The sequence below is a fragment of the Bordetella genomosp. 2 genome, assembly GCF_002261345.1.
In the GTDB taxonomy this organism is placed as follows: Bacteria; Pseudomonadota; Gammaproteobacteria; order Burkholderiales; family Burkholderiaceae_B; genus Bordetella_A.
The window spans coordinates 278894-295314 of the sequence record NZ_NEVT01000009.1 but is presented as its reverse complement, the minus strand read 5'-3'; the positions used below and the strand labels follow the sequence as shown (position 1 = coordinate 295314).

Here is a 16421-nt window from a genome sequence, read left to right as displayed (position 1 = left end):
AGTGCCGGGCCCGGGCGCGCGAACGCGTTATCCTGTACCTGTACGGACGGCGCCGTTTGCCGGCGCCGCAGGCAACAAGGAGCAATGCAGATGAAACGAGCGCGCACAATGGGGGCCCTGGCGCTGCTGGCCGCCGCGGGACTGGCCCTGTGGGCCGCCGGTCCGGCGCCCGCCCAGGCGGCTTCCCAGGAGACGCAGGCCACCGCCAGCGCCAGCGGCGAGGTGCGCCGGGTGGACGCCGCGGCCGGCAAGGTGACGATCAAGCACGGCGAGATCTCGGCCCTGGGCCTGCCCGCCATGACGCTGGTGTACCAGGCCGACCCGGCCCAGCTGGCTGGCATCAAGGCCGGCGACAGCGTGCGCTTCACGGCGACGCGCAAGAACGGCAGCTACGTCGTCACGGAAATCAGCAAGTAGGCCGGCGCGGCGCGGCCCGCCGGGCCGCGCGCCAGCCCTGGTTACAGCACGTAGCGCGCCAGGTCCTGGCTGGCGGCGGCTTCCGACAGCTGCGCATCCACGTAGGCGGCGTCGACCTTGATCGTCTTGCCGCTGCTGGCGGCGGCGTCGAACGACAGCTCTTCCAGCAGCTTTTCCATGACCGTGTACAGGCGCCGCGCGCCGATGTTCTCGGTGCGCTCGTTGACCGAGAACGCCAGTTCGGCCAGCCGTTCGATGCCGTCCTGCGTGAAGTCGAGCTGCACTTCTTCGGTGGCCAGCAGCGCCGAGTATTGCTTGATCAGCGAGGCGTCGGTGTCCGACAGGATGCGCACGAAGTCCTGGGCCGACAGCGATTCCAGTTCGACGCGGATCGGGAAGCGCCCCTGCAGTTCGGGGATCAGGTCCGAGGGGCGCGACAGGTGGAACGCGCCCGAGGCGATGAACAGGATGTGGTCGGTACGCACCATGCCGTAGCGGGTGTTGACGGTGGTGCCTTCCACCAGCGGCAGCAGGTCGCGCTGCACGCCCTGGCGCGAGACGTCCGCGCCGCCGGTTTCCTGGCGCGCGGCGATCTTGTCGATCTCGTCCAGGAACACGATGCCGTTCTGCTCGACGTTGGCGATGGCGGCGGTGCGCAGGTCGTCTTCGTTGATGCGCTTGGCGGCCTCTTCCTCGACGATCAGCTTGAAGGCTTCTCTGACCTTCATTTTCTTGGGTTTTTTCTTGTCGCGCGCCAGGCCGGCGAACATGCCGCGCAGCTGCTCGGCCATTTCTTCCATGCCGGGCGGCGTCATGACGTCCATCTGCGGCATGGGCTGGGCGACCTCGATCTCGACTTCCAGGTCGTCGATCTTGCCCTCGCGCAGCCGCTTGCGGAACGTCTGGCGGGCGCTGCCTTCTTCGCTGCGGTCCGGCTGGCCGGCGGCGTTGCGCGCGGGCGGCACCAGCACGTCGAGGATGCGGTCCTCGGCGGCATCCTCGGCCTGGGTGCGCACGCGCCGCATCTCCAGCTCGCGCGTCTGCTTGATGGAGTATTCGGTCAGGTCGCGGATGATGGTGTCGACATCGCGCCCCACGTAGCCGACCTCGGTGAACTTGGTGGCTTCGATCTTGATGAACGGCGCGTTGGCCAGCTTCGCCAGGCGGCGCGCGATCTCGGTCTTGCCCACGCCGGTGGGGCCGATCATCAGGATGTTCTTGGGGTGGATCTCGTGGCGCAGCGGCTCGGCCACCTGCTGGCGCCGCCAGCGGTTGCGCAGCGCCACGGCCACCGCGCGCTTGGCGCGGTTCTGGCCGATGATGTACTTGTCGAGCTCGGAGACGATTTCTCCGGGGGTCATGGTGGATGCGGACATAAAGCGGAATCCTTGCTGCGGCCGGCTTGCGCCGGCGGCTTAGTCGCCCAGGGTTTCGATGACGTGGTTCTGGTTGGTGTAGATGCAGATGTCGCCGGCGATCTCCAGCGACTGCTTGACGATCTCCTGGGGCGACAGCTCGGTATTGCGCAGCAGCGCCAGCGCGGCCGACTGGGCGTAGGCGCCGCCCGAGCCGATCGCGGCCAGGCCGTGCTCGGGTTCGAGGACGTCGCCGTTGCCGGTCAGCACCAGGGTGTGCTCGGCGTCGGCCACGATCAGCATGGCCTCCAGGCGGCGCAGCACGCGGTCGGTGCGCCAGTCGCGGGTCAGTTCGACGGCGGCGCGCATCAGGTTGCCCTGGTGCTTTTCCAGCTTGGCTTCGAAGCGTTCCTGCAAGGTGAAGGCATCGGCCGTGGCGCCGGCGAAGCCGGCCAGGATCTTGTCGTGGTACAGGCGGCGGATCTTGCGGGCCGTGCCCTTGATGACGACGTTGCCCAGGGTGACCTGGCCATCGCCGCCCAGCGCGACGCGGTTGCCGCGGCGCACGCAGACGATGGTGGTGGCGTGAAATTGTTCCATGCTTTCCTTCCTATGAAGGCCCTAGCTGGGGGCGAAGCGGGCGATTTCAAGGCGCGGCGGCCGCGGCCGCGTCGTCCATTATCCACCCGGCAGCGGAATGGAAAAGGGCCGCCGCGGTGCTCCGCGGCGGCCCTGGCAAGGCGGGCGATAAGCAGGGACGGGCTCAGTCGCCGTACAGCTTCTGGCGCATCTCGCGCCGTTCCTGCGCTTCGAGCGACAGGGTGGCGGTGGGGCGGGCCAGCAGGCGGGGAATGCCGATGGGTTCGCCGGTTTCCTCGCACCAGCCGTATTCGCCGCTGTCGATGCGGGCAATAGACTGTTGCACTTTCTTGAGCAGCTTGCGCTCGCGGTCGCGGGTGCGCAGCTCGAGCGCGTGTTCTTCCTCGATGGTGGCGCGGTCGGCCGGGTCGGGCACGAACTGGGTTTCGCGCAGGTGCTCGGTGGTCTCGCCGGCGTTGGCCAGGATGTCCTGTTCGAGTTGCTTGAGCCGCTCTTTGAAGAACGCCAGCTGGCGCTCGTTCATGTAGTCGGACTCGGGCATGGCCAGCAATTCTTCCTCGCTGGGCAGATCAATCGCCGTATCGCTCGTCGACTTGCTTGATTTTTTGGTTGCTGCCTTGGTAGCCATGAAAACACTCCACTATGAATCGATCCTGGCGCGGGTCGCGCGTCGGGATGGCGGCATTAGCCTGCCAGGCACTGCTCCAAGCCCCGGGTGAAAATCTCCTGGGGCAGCTTGCGGCCGATGAAGACCATCTTGGTGAATGGTTTTTCGGCCGCGGTCCACGGCTTGCCGGGTTCGGCGCCCATCATCATGTGCACGCCCTGGAACAGCATGCGGCGGTTGATGCCCTTCATGTACAGGATGCCTTTGTAGCGCATCAGGTCGGGGCCGTACACCTGCACCACGCCGCCCAGGAATTCCTCGAGCCGCGCGGGATCGAAGGGCTTGTTGGAGCGGAAGACGAACGCGCCGATCTCGTCGTCGTGGTGGTGGTGATGATGGTGGTGATCGTGATGGCAATGGTCGCCGCATTCGCCTTCGTGGTCATGATCGTGGTCGTGGTCATGCCCGTGGGCGTGGCTGTGCGCGGCGTCGGGGTGTTCATCGGCCAGGAAGTCCGGGTCGATGTCGAGAATGGAGTTCAGGTTGAAGCCGCTGATGTCGATGATGGACTTCAGGTCGGCGTCGCCGAAGTTGACCGGCGAAATGGGCGCGCGCGGGTTGATGCGCACCAGCCGGGCGCGCAGCGCTTCGTAGTCGGCCTCGTTGACCAGGTCTTTCTTCGAGACCAGGATGCGGTCGGCGAAGCCGACCTGCTTCTGGGCTTCGGTCTGGGCGTCGAGCGTGGCCATGCCGTGCTTGGCGTCCACCACGGTGACCACCGCATCCAGGCGGTAGTACTCGGCAATGTCGTCGTCCATGAAGAACGTCTGGCATACCGGGCCGGGGTTGGCCATGCCGGTGGTTTCGAGGATGACGCGCTCGAAGCTGAGCTGGCCGGCCTCGCGCTTGGCGCGCAGGTCGGACAAGGTGCGCATCAGGTCGCCGCGCACCGTGCAGCACACGCAGCCGTTGCTCAGCTCGATGATCTCTTCCTCGCTGTCTTGCACGAGCAGATCGTTGTCGATGCTTTCCGGCCCGAATTCGTTCTCGATGACCGCGACGCGCCGGCCGTGGTATTCGGTGAGGATGCGCTTGAGCAGGGTGGTCTTGCCCGCACCGAGAAAGCCGGTGAGGATGGTGACGGGAACCATTTTGTCCAAACTGCGCTGGGTATTCATGGCAAGGCGAAAAGCTGAAGGCGCGGAGGCGCAGGGGCGCGGCTCGGGCGCGGACTACGGGCGGCCACTGTTGCGGCCGGACGCAGGATTACAGCACAGTAAGGGCGGGGGGGCAAACCCCGGGCCAACCCTGGCAAATGCCCCGGCAGGGCGCCCGGAAACGGTGCCGCAATCCAATAGATAGAGTTATATGGGGATGTATTGCGGAAATTCAAGCGGCGTGATTTTTCCGCTTGCGCGCTCAGTGCGTATGGCCGTGATGGTGGTGGTGGGCGCCGGCCGGCTGCTTCTGCTGGCACTGGGGGCACAAGGCGCGGATTTCCGTCTCGTGCGTGGCCAGCGCGAAGCCGGTCTGGGCCACCCGTTCGGCCAGCTGGCGGCTCATGGCCGGGTCGCTGACCTCGGCCACGGCGCCGCAGCCCGTGCAGACTACCAGCAGGTCGTGCGGCGCGCCGGCCGCGTCGTGGCAGGCCGTCCAGGCATTGACCGCATCGAGGCGGTGGATCAGCCCTTCGTCCATCAGGAACTCGAGCGCGCGGTAGACGGTGGGCGGCGCCGCGCCGGGATGCACGGCGCGCATGGCGTCGAGCAATTCATAGGCCTTCAGGCTGCGGCCGTGGCGCAGCAGTAATTCCAGCACCTTGCGACGGATGGGGGTCAGGCGCCGGCCGCGCTGTGCACAGAGCGATTCGGCGGTGCGCAGTTGCTCGGCTATGGGGTCGGAGCGGGTCGAGCGGGATGAGGTAGACATTGGAGGCCGGGCAGTGCGGGAATTTACGCGAAGGTAGCAGAAAACGCGGCCGGCGGGGACTGCCGGCCCGGCGGCATGCCATGTTTGTTATGATATAACATTATGGTGCGATGGGCTTGCCCTCGTTCTTGTTGCAGCATCTTGCTCTCGAATATGTCTCACAATGTTTCGGCCGTCTCCGCCCGGCCTCTTCGCTCCGCCCTGCGCGCCTCGGCCGCCGGCCGGCTGGCCATCGCCCTGGCCGCCGCCGCGGCGCTATGGGCGCTGGCCGGCTGGGCGCTGGGCTGGTGGGGCCCCGCCTGATGGGCCCGCGGGCGGAATCCGGCGCTGGCGCGCCGGTCATTGCGCTGCACGAGGCCGCCTTCGGCTGGCGCGGGCAGCCGGCCGTGCGCGCCGTCTCGGGCGGCTTCGAGCGCGGTTCGATGACGGCCATCGTGGGGCCGAACGGCGCCGGCAAATCCACGCTGGTCAAGGGCATCATGGGCCTGCTGCGGCCGCTGGCCGGCACGGTGCGGGTCGCCGCGGCCGAGCGCGCGCGGCTGGCCTGGCTGCCGCAGGCGGCCGACCTGGATCGCGGGTTTCCCGTCACGGTGCTGGACATGGTCGCCATGGGGGCCTGGCGCCGCGTCGGGGCCTGGCGCGGCTTCGGGCGGCGGGAGACGCGGTGCGCCTGGCAGGCGCTGGAAACCGTCGGGCTGGCCGACCAGGCCGGCCGCATCGTCGGCACGCTGTCGGGCGGACAGATGCAGCGGGCCCTGTTCGCGCGGCTGCTGGTGCAGGATGCCCAGGTGTTGCTGCTGGATGAACCCTTCGCCGCGGTCGACAGCGACACCGCCGATACGCTGATGCAGTTGCTGTGCAGCCTGCACCGCGAAGGCCGCACGGTGATCGCGGTGCTGCACGACCTGGGGCTGGTGCGGCGCCATTTCTCGCACACCTTGCTGCTGGCGGGGCGGCCGGTGGCCTGGGGCGCCACCGGCGAGGTGCTGACGGCCGCCAACCTGTCCGCCGCGCGCGGCGCCGCGGGGCCGTGGCTGTGAATCTGTTCGACTGGGCGGTCGCGCCATTCCTCGATTATGGGTTCATGCGCCGCGCCCTGGCGGGCACCTGCGCGGCGGCGCTGGGCGCCGCGCCCCTGGGCGTGTTCCTGGTGCTGCGCCGCATGAGCCTGATGGGCGACGCGATGTCGCACGCCATCCTGCCCGGCGTGGCGGCGGGCTTCCTGCTGGCCGGCTTGTCATGGGGCGCGATGCTGCTGGGCGGCCTGGTCACCGGCCTGGCGGTGGCGCTGCTGGCCGGCCTGGTGGCGCGCCTGACCCCGCTGCGCGAAGACGCCAGTTTTGCGGCGTTCTATTTGATATCGCTGGGCCTGGGCGTGCTGCTGGTGTCGGTGCGCGGCTCGAACATGGATCTGCTGCATGTGCTGTTCGGCACCGTGCTGGGACTGGACGACGCGGCGCTGCTGCTGGTGACCAGCGCGGCCAGCGCTACGCTGCTGATCTTGGCCGTGCTGTACCGCCTGCTGGTGGCGGAATGCCTGGACCCGGGCTTCCTGCGGGCCAGCGGGGGCGGAGGCACGCTGGCCCACATGGTGTTCCTGGTGCTGGTGGTGCTGAACCTGGTGGCCGGCTTCCAGGTGCTGGGCACGCTGATGGTGGTGGGCATGATGATGCTGCCCGCCGCGGCGGCGCGCTTCTGGCTGCCCACGGCGGCCGCGCAGATCGTGCTGGCCGCGGCGCTGGGCGTGGTCGCGGGCATCGCCGGGCTGCTGGTCTCGTACCACTACAACCTGCCCGCCTCGCCGGCCATCATCCTGGCGGCGGGGCTGCTCTACCTGGTGTCCGTCGCCTGTGGGTCGCAGGGCGGCCTGCTGCACCACCTGGTCTGGCATCGCCGGCCGTCATACCGCTAATAGGAGAACGACATGCATGGATTCTTTGCCGCCCAGGCGCGGCGCCGCGTATTGATGATGCTGACCCTGGGCGCGGCTTGCGTGTCCGCGCCGCTGGCGGCGCGCGGCGCATCGCCCGTGCCGGTGGTGGCCACGTTCTCGGTGCTGGGCGACATGGTGCGCATCGTCGGCGGCGACGATGTGGCGGTGACCACGCTGGTCGGGCCGGACGGCGATGCGCATGAATATGAGCCCACTCCGGCGGCGGCGCGCGACCTGGCCAAGGCCGCGGTCCTGGTGGAGAACGGCCTGGGTTTCGAGGCGTGGCTGCCGCGCCTGGCGAAGGCGGCCGGGTTCGCGGGGCGGACCGTGACGGCGTCGGCGGGCATCTCGCCGCGCAAGCTGGACGCCGGCGCCCATGGCCATCATCATGATGGCGACCACGACCACGACCACGACCACGACCACGACCACGACCATGGTCATGCGGCGGGCGGCGGGCATCATCACCACGGCGACGTCGACCCGCATGCCTGGCAGAGCCTGACCAATGGCGCGGCGTATGTGCGCAATATCGCCGCCGGGCTGGCGGCCGCCGACCCGGCGCGGGCCTCCGCCTATCAGGCGCGCGCCCAGGCTTATATCGCCCGCATCGAGGCGCTGGATGCGCAGGTCCGCGCCATGTTCGCGGCCCTGCCGGCCGAGCGCCGGCAGGTCGTGACCTCGCACGACGCCTTCGGCTATTTCGGCGACGCCTACGGCGTGCGTTTCATCGCCGTGGCGGGGCTGTCCACCGACGCCGAGCCGTCGGCCGCCGACATGGCCCGCATCATCGAGCAGGTCAAGCGCGAGCGCGTGCCCGCGCTGTTCGTCGAGAACATCACCAACCCCGCGCTGGTGCGCCAGATCGCCAGGGAAACGGGCGCGCAAGTCGGTGGTACGCTGTACTCCGATGCGCTGGCGCCGTCCGGACAGCCGGCCGCGACCTATCTGGGAATGTTCGAATGGAATGCGCGCCAGCTTTCCGCGGCCTTGCAGCCGCGCTGATCATGGCCTGCACTGCGCCAGCGGTACAGGCTCATCCGCATATGTGGATCGACGCCCGGGCGCGCATTGCGTTCGACCCGCAGGGGCGCATCGCCGCCATCCAGCAGGACTGGCAATTCGATGAAATGTTCGGCGCCTATACCACCCAGGGCCTGGAAAAAGGCCCCGACGGCAGCCTGCCGGCCGAGACGCTGCAGGGCATGGCGCGCGACTGGATGAGCGCCCTGGGCGAGCCGATCTCGCACTATTTCACGCGCGCGACGCTGGGCGGGCAGACCCTGGCGTTTGGCGAGCCGCGCGACGCGACGGTGCGCTGGAATCCGCAAGACCAGCGCCTGACCCTGTCGTTCACCTTGCCGCTGGCGCAGCCGGTGGCGCCGGGCGCGCAGGGCGTGCGGTTCGACATCTACGATCCCACTTACTTCGTCGCCTACGCGTTCGACGCGCCGGGCGCCGTGGCCCTGGCCGACGCGCCGGCCGGCTGCGCGCCGGCCTACCAGCCGCCGCGCGAACTCGACTGGAAGACCATGCAGCAACTGGCCGCCATCCCGGCCGACCCGGACGCCTTGCCGGAAGAACTGTTCGCCATCACCAAGGGCCTGACTCACCGCGTCGAGGTGGCGTGTCGATGAGCCGGTCGCGCGCCGTTGCATGGCTATTGTTGTTGTGGCTGGCCCCGGGGCTGGCGTGGGCACAGGGCGCGCATCCATTCGGCGTGCCGGAGAGCGGCGCCGGCTGGGCCGGCCCGGACTGGCTGGCGGCGCTGTTCGGGCAGGTGTCGGCCTGGCAGACGCATTTCTATCGGCAACTGACCGGCGCGGTGCGCGCCTGGCAGGCCGACGGCACGGCGGCATGGGGCCTGCTGGGGCTGTCGTTCGCGTACGGCGTGTTCCATGCGCTGGGGCCCGGTCACGGCAAGGCGGTGATCGCCTCCTACGTGCTGGCCAACCGCCAGACCGCCCGCAACGGCGCGGTGCTGGCCTTGCTGTCGGCGCTGTTGCAGGCGCTGGTGGCGATCGCGCTGGTGGCGGTGTTGGCGTGGCTGCTGCACGCCACCGCGCCGGCCATGAACCGCGCCACTCGCTGGCTGGAAACCGCGTCTTATGTGTTGATCACCCTGCTGGGAGCCTGGTTGGTCTGGGCCAAGGCGGTGCGGCCCTGGCTGCGCCGCGGCGCGCGGCGGGATCCTCCTCATGCACCGGCGCATGCGCATGCGCATGAACATGGCCATGGCCATGGCCACGCTCACGGGCACGCCGCGGCGCACGATCATGGCGCCTGCGGTTGCGGGCATGCGCACGCGCCCGCCGCGGAGCAGGTCGCCGGCGCGCTCGAATGGCGCAAGGCCGTGTCAGCCATCCTGGCGATGGGCCTGCGGCCGTGCAGCGGGGCGCTCATCGTGCTGGTGTTCGCCTTGTCGCAGGGGTTTTTCGTGGCCGGCATTGCAGCGGCCCTGGCGATGGGCCTGGGCACGGGCTTGACCGTGGCGCTGCTGGCGGTGTTCGCCGTGCTGGCCGGCAGCGCGGCCACGCGCTTCAGCGCCCGCCTTTCTACCGCCGGCGCGGCGCGCGCGCGCATGGCCATCGAGGCGCTGGCCGCCCTCTCCATTTTGCTGCTGGGCCTGCTGTTGCTGGGCGGGCAGCTCGCCGGCGGCGCCTGAACCCGCCTTCATGACAGCCGCCGCGCGTGGCGCGGCCGGCCCTGCCTGCCTTCCCCAGGCACGCGATTTTCTGCTGTAAATCGAGGTGATATGTTATATCATTCGCTAGTTTTGAAATGATATAACGTTCATGGGAAGGGAAATGGATTTCAAACCGCAGCCCCTGGCGCTTGCCTTGTCTCTGGCCCTGGCGCCGGCGGTCCAGGCGCAGCAGCCGGCCGCGCCGGACGCGGCGCCCACGCTGGCGCCGGTCATCGTCTCGGCCAGCCCGCTGGGACTGGACGCCGACAGCATGGCGCTGCCGGCCCTGGTGGTGGATGGCGACGCGCTGATCGAGCGCCGCCAGGGCACCTTGGGCGATACGCTGAACGGCCTGCCGGGCATTCATTCCGACACGTTCGGCGGCGGCGCCAGCCGGCCGGTCATCCGCGGCCAGACCGCGCCGCGCGTCAAGGTGCTGTCCGATGGGTCCGAGCTGATGGATGCTTCCGGCATTTCGCCCGACCACGCGGTGACGACCGAGCCGCTGCTGGCCGAGCGCATCGAAGTGCTGCGCGGGCCGGCCACGCTGCTGTACGGCGGCGGGGCCATTGGCGGGGTGGTCAACGTGCTGGACCGCAAGATTCCCACCGCGGTGCCGGAACGCGGCGTCGAGGCCGAGGCGGAAGTGCGCGGCGCCACCGGCACTCGCGAGCGCGCGGGCGCGGTCGGCATCACCGCGGGCACCGGCCAGTTCGCGGTGCGGGTCGAAGGCATGAAGCGCCGCACCAGCGACTACGACGTGCCCGATTGGCCTGGCGGCAAGCTGGAGGGCTCGTACAGCGAATCGGCGCAAGGCAGCGTCGGCCTGTCCTGGGTGACGCCGCGCGGCTACGTCGGCGTGGCCTATACATACCTGGAAAGCAAGTATGGCCTGCCCGGCCACAATCATGAATACGAGGGTTGCCACCCGCACGGCTCGCACCTGCATTGCGGCGGGCATGACGGCCACGATCATGGCGAAGGCGAGCACGGCGATGAGCACGGCGACGGGCACGATCACGAGCATGAGCACGGCGGCGTGCCGTATGTGAAGCTGCGCAGCGACCGGGTCGACCTGCGCGCCGAGTATCGCGAGCCGTTCGCCGGCTTTGAGAAAGTGCGCTTCCGCGGCGGGCTGACCGACTACCAGCACCAGGAAATCGAAGGCGGCGAAGTCGGCACCACCTTCAAGAACCGCGGCTACGATGCGCGCCTGGAGCTGGAGCACAAGCCGCTGTACGGCTGGCGCGGCGTCATCGGCATGCAGAACGCCTTCAGCGATTTCAGCGCCGACGGTGAAGAAGCCTTCCTGCCGCGCAGCGAAACGCGTTCGACCGGCATCTTCCTGCTGGAGGAGTATCGGTTGGCCGACTGGCGCTTCGAGGTGGGCGCGCGCCAGGACTGGCAGCGCATTTCACCCGAGGGCGGGCAGCCGCGCTCGAGCCAGTCCGGCACCTCGCTGTCGGCCGCCGCCATCTGGGACTTCGCGCCGCAGTATTCGCTGGCCCTGTCGCTGTCGCGCTCGCAGCGGCTGCCGTCGGCGCAGGAGCTGTACGCCGACGGCGTGCACCTGGCCACCAATACCTATGAGATCGGCAACCCCGACCTGGGCAAGGAAACCTCGCACAACATCGACCTGACGCTGCGCAAGCACGCGGGCGATACCACCTTCAGCCTGAGCGCCTTCCACAACCGCGTGAAGAACTACATCTACGCCGACACGCTGGACCAGTTCGAGGACTTCCGCCTGATCGAGTACACGCAGCACGACGCGGAGTTCGCCGGCCTGGAAGGCGAGGTGCGCCACCAGTTCACCAAGGTGTTCTCGGCGGCGGTGTTCGGCGACTATGTGCGCGGCAAGCTGACCGGCGGCGACGGCAACCTGCCGCGCATCCCGGCCGCGCGCCTGGGCCTGCGCGCCGACGCGAAATGGCGCCAGTGGTCGGGCGGCGTGGAGTACTACCATGTGTTCCGCCAGAACGACCTGGCCGACTACGAGTCCAGCACGCCCGGCTATGACATGGTCAACGCGGTGGTCAGCTATCGCGGCGGACTGGGCGCCGAGGCCGCCTACGAAGTGTATGTGCGCGGCAACAACCTGCTGGACAAGCTGGCCTACAACCATGCCTCGTTCATCTCGCGCGTGGCCCCCTTGCCGGGCCGCAGCGTGATGCTGGGGGTACGGGTCACGTACTGACCCCGGGCCGGCGTCAGGACTTGCGGCCGGCGCGCGGGTGCGCCTGGTCGTAGGCCTTGGCCAGGTGCTGGAAGTCCAGCCGGGTGTAGATCTGGGTGGTGGAGATGTTGGCGTGGCCCAGCATCTCCTGTACGGCGCGCAGGTCCTGCGCGGATTGCAGCACGTGGCTGGCGAAGCTGTGGCGCAGCACGTGCGGATGCACGTGGGCCGGCAGGCCGGCGGCCTGCGCGACCTTGGCCAGCTGCAGCTGCACCACCCGCGGCGCGATGCGCCGCCCGCGCGCGCCGACGAACAGGGCGGCGGCGTCGGACGGCGTTGCCGCCGCGGCCGCCAGCTGGGGGCGCGCTTCGATCCAGCGCTGCAGCGCGGCCAGGGCCGCCTGGCCCACCGGCACGCTGCGCCGCTTGCCGCCCTTGCCCAGCACGGTGACTTCGGCGTCGGCCAGGTTCAGCCAGCTGCGCGATTCGTAATCCGGCGATCGCTCGTACCGCAGGTCCAGCCCGACCAGTTCCGACAGCCGCAGGCCGCTGGAATACAGCAGTTCGAACATGGCCTGGTCGCGCAGCGCGGCGGGCTCGGTGGCCAGCCGCGCGGGCGTGTTGTCGAGCAGGGCCTGGGCCTGTTCCACCGACAGGGCCTTGGGCAGCCCGCGCGCCGCCTTGGGCGCGCGCACGCCGCTGGCCGGATTGCCGGGCAGCCCCGCGACCGGCGCCCACCATTGATAGAAGCCGCGCCAGGCGGCCAATGTGCGCGCCAGGCTGCGCGGCCCCAGGCCCTGGGCATGCAGGCGCGCGACGAACTGGCGGATGTGGCCGTTGGCGAGCTGCTCCAGCGGCAGGCGCGCCGCGCCTGCCAGCGCGGCCAGCTGGCGCAGGTCGCGCCGGTAGCCGTCCAGCGTATGGGGGGAATAGCGCCGGTACGCCCGCAAGTGCTGCAGCCAGGCGTCCATCGGCTGCGGCAGCGGCGGGGGCGATTCGGTGGTCGTCATGGCGGTTGCGGACGGATGGGCGGCCACCGAATGTGCCGGGATCAGCGGTCGGCCGAGGTGGCGAGGCGGCGCAGCGCCGCCGAGGAGAGCCGGCCGATGGCCTCGAGGAAGACCGTGCCCATTTCCGGGCTGAAGCGCTCGGGGTCGTCCGACCCCAGCACCAGCAGGCCCACGCTGGGCTGGTCGGCCTCCAGGCGCAGCGGGACCAGGGCCAGCGACTGGGGCTTGGCGTCGAGCCAGCCGGCCGCTTCGAAACCGGTGTCGGGGCCGCAATAGGGGGCCTTGAGGCTGTCGGCGAAAGCCTGTACGTCCGAGGAGACCGGTTCGCCGTAGCCGGTGGGCGGCAGCCCCGCCAGGTTCCACAAGCGCAACGCCACGTGGTTCAGGTCGAACTGCTGGGCCAGGCCCAGGGCGATTTCGCCGGGCAGGTGCTGCGGGTCGGTCTCGCCGAGCAGGCGGCAGCACCATTGCGCGACGTGATCGCCGATGGCCTCGTTGGAATCGGCCTGGTGCACCAGCTCGTTGAGCCGCCATTCGAGCTCGCGATTGCGTTCGCGCAGGGTGAGGATCTGCCGCTCGCCCAGCGAAATGGCCTGCGCGCCATGCGGGTGAGGCACGCGCAGCGTGGCGAAGACCTCGGCGTGCTGGACGAAGAAATCCGGGTTGTCCTGCAGGAAAGCCGCCACGTCCTGGGCGGTGAGAGCGGTGTCAGTCATGAGCGTGTAGGGCCTGTTGGCGCTGAAGGGAGCCGCGCTAGCGGCCAAGGGCCAGGGAAAAGACCAGTTTGTCGATATCGACCTGGCCCGAAAAGACCGAGGCGGCGGGGCCGGTCATGCGCAGGCGTTCGCCGTTCCAGTCGACCGTGAGCGTGCCGCCGCGCGTGTGCACGCGCACGGGCGAGTCGAGCAGGCCGCGCCGGATGCCGGCAGCCACCGCCGCGCAGGCGCCGGTGCCGCAGGCCAGGGTTTCGCCGGCGCCGCGCTCGTAGACGCGCAGCCGGATGACGTGGCGGTCGACCACCTGCATGAAGCCGACGTTGACGCGCCTGGGGAAGCGCGGATGGCGTTCGATGAGCGGCCCGATGGCGGCCACCGGCGCGGTGTCGACGTCATCGACCTGTTGCACGGCGTGCGGGTTGGAGATGGCCACGGCCGACACCTGCACGCTGCACGGCAGGCCGGCGGGCGCGTCGGGCAGGTCGAGCTGCCAGAGGGTATCCTGCCCCTGTTCCGTGGCGGCCAGCCCGCTGGTGTCGAACGGCAGGGCGGCGGGGTCGAAGCGGGTCACGCCCATGTCGACCGTGACCTGCTCGTCGTCGCCTTCGTCCAGCACCAGGATGCCGGTGGCGATCTCGGCGCGCAGCGGGTTGCGGTCGGACAGGCGCTGTTCGTGCACGAAGCGCACGAAGCAGCGCGCGCCATTGCCGCAGTGCTCGACCTCGGAGCCGTCGGCGTTGAAGATGCGATAGCGGAAGTCGGCGTCGGGGCGCGTGGCGGCCTCGACCAGGAGGATCTGGTCGGCGCCGATGCCGAAGTGGCGGTCGGCCAGGGCGCGCGCGCGCTCGGGCGTCATCTGGATGGCCTGGCGCACGCCGTCGAGCACGACGAAGTCGTTGCCCGCGCCGTGCATTTTGGTGAAGTTCCACATCATGAGGCGATTATCGCCCATTACGCGGCCGCGTTGGCGTCAATAGAACTTCGGCTCGCCCAGCGGGCGGGTCTTGAAGCGCCGGTGCACCCAGTAGTACTGGCTGGGGCAGCGCCGCACCAGGGTTTCGATCTCGCGGTTCAGGCGCGCCGTGGCGTCTTCGAGGCTGCCGTCGCCCGGGAAGTCTGCGAGCGGCGGCAGGACTTCGACGTGATAGCGGCCGGTGGCGGGGTCCCAGAAATCGGCCACCGGCATGACGACGGCATTCCATTTGCGGGCCAGCTGGGCCGTGGCCAGCAGGGTGGCGGCCGGCACCCCGAAGAACGGCACGAACACCGCGCCGGCGCGGCCGAAATCCATGTCGGGCAGGTAGTAGACCGGCCGCGGCGCGCGCAGGTGGCGGATGAGCTCGCGCACGCCGTCCTTGCGGTTGACCAGGAAGACCTCGTTGAAGCGGGCGCGGCCGACGCGCACGATGGTGTCGACGGCCGGGTCGCTCTGCGGCGTGTACATGGTGGCGCTGCTGGGCACTTCCATGGTGAGCCGGGTGGCGGCCGCGTCCAGGGCCACGAAATGCGGCGCCAGCAGGATCACCGTGTGCCCCTGGGCGATGTGGTCGTTGATGCGGTCGGCGCCGGTCTGGGTGACCAGCTCGCGCACGGCCTCGGGCGTGCCGTACCAGAGCACGCCGCGGTCCACGATGGTCTGCGCCAGCGCGCGGAAGTGCTCGCGGGCCCAGCGTTCGCGTACTGCCTCGGGCTGGTCGGGGAAGCACAGGCGCAGGTTCAGGCGCACGATGCGCGCGCGCGAGCGGGCCAGTTTCAGGGTCAACCAGCCCAGGGCGGCGCCCAATCTGAGGCGGGTGGCCGGGCGCAGGCGGGCGAACCAGGCGAACAGCCAGGCCAGGGCGCGCGTCTTGAATTCAGTCATGGGGCGGCAAGGCGGTTTCGGCAGCGGGCGCGGGGGGCGGGGGCGGCGCGCCGCGCGGGGTCTTGTAGCGGTTGTAGCTCCACAGGTACTGGTGCGGAATGCGGCGGATCAAGCCTTCCATGGCGGCGTTGAACAGCGCGGCCTGGGCTTGCGGGTCGGCCGGCAGGGGTTCCGGCACGCGCGCGAAATGCACGCGCCAGCCGCGCCCGCGCGGCAGGCGTTCGCCCGCCACCACGATGACGGCGACCTGCGTCTGCGCGGCGAGCTTGCCGGGCAGCGTCATGGTGTAGGCCATGCGGCCGAAGAACGGCGCCCACACGCCTTCCCCTTCGCCGGGCGCCTGGTCGGGCAGCAGCCCGACCGATTCGCCGCGGCGCAGGGTGCGCACGAACTCGCGCACGCCCTGCATGGTGGCCGGCACCGCCTTCAGGCCGGAGGTGTTGCGGGCGGTTTCCAGCAGCGGCGCCAGCGCCGCGATGCGCGGCGGGCGGAACATCACCGTGACGGGGGTGCGGCGCGCCACCGCCACGTAGCGGGCGGTGATCTCGAAGCAGCCCAGGTGCGGCGTCAGGAACAGGATGCCGCGGCCTTCGGCCAGCGCGGCCTCGACCACGTGGAAATCGTCGGAAACCACCTTGGACAGGCTTTCCGCGCTGCGGAACCAGACCTTGGGCATTTCCAGGATCATCGCGCCGGTCTCGGCGGCGGCGCGGCGCGCGAAGGCGGCGTCGGGATAGCCGGCCTGCGCGGCATTGGCGCGCAGGCGCTGGCGATAACGCCCCGGCCAGGCGTAGATCAGGCGGCCCAGCACGCGTCCGGCCGCGTGCAGCACGGGCAGGGGGAGCAGGGCGACGGCGCGGAACAGGGCAAGCAGCATGCGGGGCGTGGGTCGGCGCGCCCCTTCGGGGCGGGCGCCGGAAACAGGTATGGATGCGCGATCAGCAAGAAGCGGGCATTTTCGCCTAAAATGGCCCGAGTCGCCGAGTTAACCGACAACTTGCGGGGCGACGCCGGGGGCGCGGGTACGCGGCCCGGGCAAAATCCGCTAAAGCGTCGCGCCCAGATCGTCATGTCAGGTTCAGGTCCGGGGCGCAACGCGCCTCGTCAAACCTGTGTGCCGGCCCCGCCGGTT

General features: G+C 69.8%; 18 protein-coding genes. 8 read left to right on the top strand and 10 right to left on the bottom strand.

The window, feature by feature from the left end; translation table 11 throughout:
* The first annotated feature begins 84 nt into the window (after positions 1-84).
* Positions 85-417, top strand: a complete 333-nt coding sequence (locus tag CAL24_RS22825; protein ID WP_432759303.1) for a copper-binding protein — start codon at positions 85-87, stop codon at positions 415-417.
* A gap of 41 nt (positions 418-458) precedes the next feature.
* Here CAL24_RS22825 and hslU read toward each other — a convergent pair whose 3' ends face one another.
* From hslU to CAL24_RS22800, 5 genes are all read right to left on the bottom strand, one after another.
* On the bottom strand, positions 459-1793 hold the full coding sequence (gene hslU, locus CAL24_RS22820) for an ATP-dependent protease ATPase subunit HslU (protein ID WP_028354432.1): 1335 nt from the start codon (positions 1791-1793) through the stop codon (positions 459-461).
* Positions 1794-1832: 39 nt separating this feature from the next.
* Entirely contained in the window at positions 1833-2372 is a 540-nt protein-coding gene (hslV, locus tag CAL24_RS22815; RefSeq protein ID WP_028354431.1) for an ATP-dependent protease subunit HslV, read from the bottom strand.
* 163 nt (positions 2373-2535) lie between these two features.
* Positions 2536-3000 carry an RNA polymerase-binding protein DksA gene (dksA, locus tag CAL24_RS22810; protein WP_012251620.1) on the bottom strand — a complete coding sequence of 155 codons (465 nt, stop codon included), beginning with the start codon at positions 2998-3000 and terminating at the stop codon, positions 2536-2538.
* A 56-nt stretch (positions 3001-3056) separates the two neighbouring features.
* On the bottom strand, positions 3057-4157 hold the full coding sequence (locus CAL24_RS22805; RefSeq protein ID WP_094808006.1) for a CobW family GTP-binding protein: 1101 nt from the start codon (positions 4155-4157) through the stop codon (positions 3057-3059).
* A 241-nt stretch (positions 4158-4398) separates the two neighbouring features.
* The gene (locus CAL24_RS22800; RefSeq protein WP_028354428.1) at positions 4399-4908 is read right to left on the bottom strand and encodes a Fur family transcriptional regulator; all 510 of its coding nucleotides are present in this window, start codon (positions 4906-4908) and stop codon (positions 4399-4401) included.
* A 153-nt stretch (positions 4909-5061) separates the two neighbouring features.
* Here CAL24_RS22800 and CAL24_RS24195 point away from each other — a divergent pair, with 153 nt between their 5' ends.
* The 7 genes from CAL24_RS24195 (at position 5062) to CAL24_RS22770 (ending at position 11724) form a co-directional block, all read left to right on the top strand.
* Positions 5062-5211 (top strand): hypothetical protein, encoded by a 150-nt coding sequence (locus tag CAL24_RS24195; RefSeq protein ID WP_170947154.1) that lies wholly within the window; start codon positions 5062-5064, stop codon positions 5209-5211.
* The gene (locus CAL24_RS22795) at positions 5211-5948 is read left to right on the top strand and encodes a metal ABC transporter ATP-binding protein (protein WP_094808122.1); all 738 of its coding nucleotides are present in this window, start codon (positions 5211-5213) and stop codon (positions 5946-5948) included. The genes CAL24_RS24195 and CAL24_RS22795 overlap by 1 nt, the downstream gene beginning before the upstream one ends.
* Before the next feature lie 44 nt (positions 5949-5992).
* Complete coding sequence (locus tag CAL24_RS22790) at positions 5993-6820, top strand: metal ABC transporter permease (RefSeq protein ID WP_094808121.1); 828 nt, start codon at positions 5993-5995, stop codon at positions 6818-6820.
* Positions 6821-6832: 12 nt separating this feature from the next.
* The gene (locus CAL24_RS22785) at positions 6833-7846 is read left to right on the top strand and encodes a metal ABC transporter solute-binding protein, Zn/Mn family (protein ID WP_094808005.1); all 1014 of its coding nucleotides are present in this window, start codon (positions 6833-6835) and stop codon (positions 7844-7846) included.
* 41 nt (positions 7847-7887) lie between these two features.
* Positions 7888-8478: a DUF1007 family protein gene (locus CAL24_RS22780; protein WP_249278618.1), complete on the top strand. Its 591-nt coding sequence runs from the start codon at positions 7888-7890 to the stop codon at positions 8476-8478.
* Entirely contained in the window at positions 8475-9506 is a 1032-nt protein-coding gene (locus CAL24_RS22775) for a nickel/cobalt transporter (RefSeq protein ID WP_094808003.1), read from the top strand. Before CAL24_RS22780 ends, CAL24_RS22775 begins: the two co-directional genes overlap by 4 nt.
* A 142-nt stretch (positions 9507-9648) precedes the next feature.
* Positions 9649-11724, top strand: a complete 2076-nt coding sequence (locus CAL24_RS22770) for a TonB-dependent receptor domain-containing protein (protein ID WP_170947153.1) — start codon at positions 9649-9651, stop codon at positions 11722-11724.
* A 13-nt stretch (positions 11725-11737) separates the two neighbouring features.
* Here CAL24_RS22770 and xerC read toward each other — a convergent pair whose 3' ends face one another.
* The 5 genes from xerC to CAL24_RS22745 are packed head-to-tail and all read right to left on the bottom strand — an operon-like array spanning position 11738 to position 16166.
* Positions 11738-12712 (bottom strand): tyrosine recombinase XerC, encoded by a 975-nt coding sequence (gene xerC, locus CAL24_RS22765; RefSeq protein ID WP_094808001.1) that lies wholly within the window; start codon positions 12710-12712, stop codon positions 11738-11740.
* A gap of 41 nt (positions 12713-12753) precedes the next feature.
* A complete protein-coding gene (locus tag CAL24_RS22760; RefSeq protein ID WP_028354420.1) occupies positions 12754-13428 on the bottom strand; it encodes a DUF484 family protein in 675 nt (224 codons plus the stop codon).
* A gap of 37 nt (positions 13429-13465) precedes the next feature.
* Positions 13466-14380, bottom strand: a complete 915-nt coding sequence (gene dapF / locus CAL24_RS22755; protein ID WP_094808000.1) for a diaminopimelate epimerase — start codon at positions 14378-14380, stop codon at positions 13466-13468.
* An 18-nt stretch (positions 14381-14398) separates the two neighbouring features.
* Positions 14399-15289 (bottom strand): lysophospholipid acyltransferase family protein, encoded by an 891-nt coding sequence (locus CAL24_RS22750; protein WP_094807999.1) that lies wholly within the window; start codon positions 15287-15289, stop codon positions 14399-14401.
* Complete coding sequence (locus tag CAL24_RS22745; protein WP_028354417.1) at positions 15282-16166, bottom strand: lysophospholipid acyltransferase family protein; 885 nt, start codon at positions 16164-16166, stop codon at positions 15282-15284. The genes CAL24_RS22750 and CAL24_RS22745 overlap by 8 nt, the downstream gene beginning before the upstream one ends.
* Positions 16167-16421 lie beyond the last annotated feature (255 nt).

Excerpts from the sequence above, each read along its gene's own strand:
- CAL24_RS22800 (WP_028354428.1), bottom strand. The coding sequence starts at position 4,908 with ATGTCTACCTCATCCCGCTCGACCCGCTCCGACCCCATAGCCGAGCAA.
- CAL24_RS22785 (WP_094808005.1), top strand. The coding sequence starts at position 6,833 with ATGCATGGATTCTTTGCCGCCCAGGCGCGGCGCCGCGTATTGATGATG.
- CAL24_RS22745 (WP_028354417.1), bottom strand. The coding sequence starts at position 16,166 with ATGCTGCTTGCCCTGTTCCGCGCCGTCGCCCTGCTCCCCCTGCCCGTG.
- CAL24_RS22750 (WP_094807999.1), bottom strand. The coding sequence starts at position 15,289 with ATGACTGAATTCAAGACGCGCGCCCTGGCCTGGCTGTTCGCCTGGTTC.
- hslU (WP_028354432.1), bottom strand. The coding sequence starts at position 1,793 with ATGTCCGCATCCACCATGACCCCCGGAGAAATCGTCTCCGAGCTCGAC.
- CAL24_RS22795 (WP_094808122.1), top strand. The coding sequence starts at position 5,211 with ATGGGCCCGCGGGCGGAATCCGGCGCTGGCGCGCCGGTCATTGCGCTG.
- CAL24_RS22825 (WP_432759303.1), top strand. The coding sequence starts at position 85 with ATGCAGATGAAACGAGCGCGCACAATGGGGGCCCTGGCGCTGCTGGCC.
- CAL24_RS24195 (WP_170947154.1), top strand. The coding sequence starts at position 5,062 with ATGTCTCACAATGTTTCGGCCGTCTCCGCCCGGCCTCTTCGCTCCGCC.
- xerC (WP_094808001.1), bottom strand. The coding sequence starts at position 12,712 with ATGACGACCACCGAATCGCCCCCGCCGCTGCCGCAGCCGATGGACGCC.
- CAL24_RS22790 (WP_094808121.1), top strand. The coding sequence starts at position 5,993 with ATGCGCCGCGCCCTGGCGGGCACCTGCGCGGCGGCGCTGGGCGCCGCG.
- dksA (WP_012251620.1), bottom strand. The coding sequence starts at position 3,000 with ATGGCTACCAAGGCAGCAACCAAAAAATCAAGCAAGTCGACGAGCGAT.
- CAL24_RS22775 (WP_094808003.1), top strand. The coding sequence starts at position 8,475 with ATGAGCCGGTCGCGCGCCGTTGCATGGCTATTGTTGTTGTGGCTGGCC.
- CAL24_RS22760 (WP_028354420.1), bottom strand. The coding sequence starts at position 13,428 with ATGACTGACACCGCTCTCACCGCCCAGGACGTGGCGGCTTTCCTGCAG.
- hslV (WP_028354431.1), bottom strand. The coding sequence starts at position 2,372 with ATGGAACAATTTCACGCCACCACCATCGTCTGCGTGCGCCGCGGCAAC.
- CAL24_RS22805 (WP_094808006.1), bottom strand. The coding sequence starts at position 4,157 with ATGAATACCCAGCGCAGTTTGGACAAAATGGTTCCCGTCACCATCCTC.
- CAL24_RS22780 (WP_249278618.1), top strand. The coding sequence starts at position 7,888 with ATGTGGATCGACGCCCGGGCGCGCATTGCGTTCGACCCGCAGGGGCGC.
- CAL24_RS22770 (WP_170947153.1), top strand. The coding sequence starts at position 9,649 with ATGGATTTCAAACCGCAGCCCCTGGCGCTTGCCTTGTCTCTGGCCCTG.
- dapF (WP_094808000.1), bottom strand. The coding sequence starts at position 14,380 with ATGGGCGATAATCGCCTCATGATGTGGAACTTCACCAAAATGCACGGC.